Source organism: Burkholderia sp. LK4 (assembly GCF_001043615.1).
Taxonomy (GTDB): Bacteria; Pseudomonadota; Gammaproteobacteria; order Burkholderiales; family Burkholderiaceae; genus Burkholderia; species Burkholderia cepacia.
Genome location: NZ_LDUL01000178.1, coordinates 1 through 2,170, shown reverse-complemented (window position 1 = coordinate 2,170; position 2,170 = coordinate 1). Strand labels below are relative to the sequence as shown.

The following is a 2,170-nucleotide window of genomic DNA, read 5'->3' as shown; positions in this document are numbered from 1 at the left end:
ATAGTCGTAGCGCGCGTAGCCGCGGCCCTGACGATCAAGGTCTGTGCCCTCGCGCGGGTACTCGTGCGGAAAGCGTGGGCTCTTGAAGGTGTAGTCGCGCTGCACCTGCCGCGCGGTGCGCACGTTCTCCGTATAGGCGAAGGTGCGCAGGCAAGGCCGCGGCTGGTCGCCGCCCGGTGTCGGGTTATACAGCACCGGCTCGCCCTGCTGCCGGCCGAAGATAAACAGCCGATCGCAGTGGATCAACCGATGACCGTCGGCCTTGTGCTGGAAGGCGTAGAAGAAGCCTTCCTCGCGCAGGATGCGCTCGATGAAGTCGTAGTCGGTGTCGCCCGCCTGCACACAGTATTCGCGCGCCAGGTGCTCGGCGGTGATGCGCTGCTCGTAGTCCAGCGTTTGATTGTGTGCCTTGAGCACGGCCGTAGCGATCTCGAGCACGCTCAGCGTCTGGAAGATGCGCCAGTCGGAGGACAGCTTCAGACGCGCCAAACGCGGCTCGACCACCGCGGAATAGCGAGTACGTCGAAATCCCGTATCACGCTGAACGAACGATGAGATGGCACCATGCACGTAACGCACCGGCTGCCCGCCCTGCCAAATCGTGAGCAGGCCGTTACGATCGAGCACCTCGCCAAAGTCGATGGCAGGATTCGCACTCGCCAGTTCCACCTGTAACAGGAAAGTGTCGGACAACCCTTCCTGCAGCGTGAACTCGACGACCTCGAACGCCTCGTCGCCAACGGTAAAGGTAAAGCGCAGATCGGATTGGATAGCCATAGTCGGGCTGCTCGCTGAATGCCAAACAGCAACGATTGACTATTGCGAAATCAATGTCTATGGGACGAATCTGAAAGTAGGGTGTCCTGGCGACTTGACCATGGAAATCGCATGAAACGTGTAAATCGTTAAAGAAGGCTTCCGTTTGCTTGCATGCCAGTCCGAAGCAGGATGTAGTGACGGTTTTTCGACCGGAGAGCAACGTGCGACAGCCCGTCTCGCAGCGGGATGTGTTGGGTATCGAAGAAGCATTCGGGAGATTGACGGATCCGCGCAGCCGGCCGTCCCGCATGATATGCGAGAGATCCCGGTTGTCTCGCTGTGCGCGATTCTGTCGGGGGCAGACAGTTGGGGCGCGATTCAGGTCTGGGGTGAGTCGAAACTCGACTGGTTGCGCCGGTACGTACCGCTGGAGCGCGGGATTCCATCGCACGATACGCTCGGTCGGAGATTCGCGGCACTCGATCCGCTGGAATTCGAAACCCGTTTCGTTCGCTGGATGCGCGGACTCTGCCCGGTGCCGGCCGATGAAGTGGTCGCGATCGACGGCAAAACCGTGCGAGGCTCGCGTAGCGCGAATCCGCATGGCATCCACGTGGTCTTGGCGTGGGCAAACCAGCTTGGCATGTTGCTGGGGCAAGTGCGCACCGCCGACGGGAGCAACGAGATTACCTCCATTCCGGAACTGCTCGACGTACTGCTGCTCAAGGGCGCGATCGTCACGCTCGATGCGATGGGATGCCGGCGTCAGATTGCCACGCACATAGTCGAGGCAGGCCGCGACTATGTGCTGGCGGTCGGGAACAATCTGCCGACGCCGTTGGCACGAATCCGCCATGCACTTGAGGCCGTCGAGCGTGTGCCGCACGCCTATCGGGATCACGCCACCGAACATCAGGAAATCGACAAGGATCACGGCCGTATCGAAACGCGCCGGTGTATCGCCAGCGATGTCCTTGCGTACTGCGAGCCTGATCCGGACTTATGGCCCGGCCTACGTTCGATCGTGATGGTCGAGGCCACTCGAGAGATCGGCGATACCAAGACGGTCGAGCAGCCTTACTACGTGTCGAGCCTGCCTCCCGACGCAGCGCGAATCGCACAGGCCGTGCCGGCGCATTGGCGTATCGAGAGCAGATTGCACTGGGTGCTGGACATGGCCTTCGGCGAAGACCAGTGCAGGGTTCGCGTCAACAACGCCACCCAGAACTTTGCGATCCTGAGTCGCATCTGCCCGAACCTGCTCAAAGCGGATACGACGACGAAGGCCGGCATCAAGAACCGACTGCTCAAGGCGAGCGCCAGCGACGGCTACCGCGCTGCTGTTCTACGTTTGTAACGTTTCATGCGAAAGCCCCGGCGATTTGACCCGGGGCTTTCGCATGAAACGTTA

Annotated in this window: 2 protein-coding genes; one reads left to right on the top strand and one right to left on the bottom strand. The window is 60.8% G+C overall.

Annotated elements, in window-relative coordinates; all coding sequences use genetic code 11:
• A partial coding sequence (gene tssI / locus VK92_RS38735; protein WP_048468269.1) for a type VI secretion system tip protein TssI/VgrG occupies positions 1 to 777 on the bottom strand: 777 nt, incomplete at its 3' end.
• Positions 778 to 1,072: 295 nt separating this feature from the next.
• On the opposite strand from tssI, the gene VK92_RS38730 reads away from it, so the two are divergent.
• The gene (locus tag VK92_RS38730; RefSeq protein WP_230965790.1) at positions 1,073 to 2,116 is read left to right on the top strand and encodes an ISAs1 family transposase; all 1,044 of its coding nucleotides are present in this window, start codon (positions 1,073 to 1,075) and stop codon (positions 2,114 to 2,116) included.
• The last annotated feature ends 54 nt before the right edge of the window (positions 2,117 to 2,170 follow it).

Bases quoted from the DNA above. Each gene is read 5' to 3' on its own strand.
- VK92_RS38730 (WP_230965790.1), top strand. From the start codon at position 1,073: ATGCGAGAGATCCCGGTTGTCTCGCTGTGCGCGATTCTGTCGGGGGCA.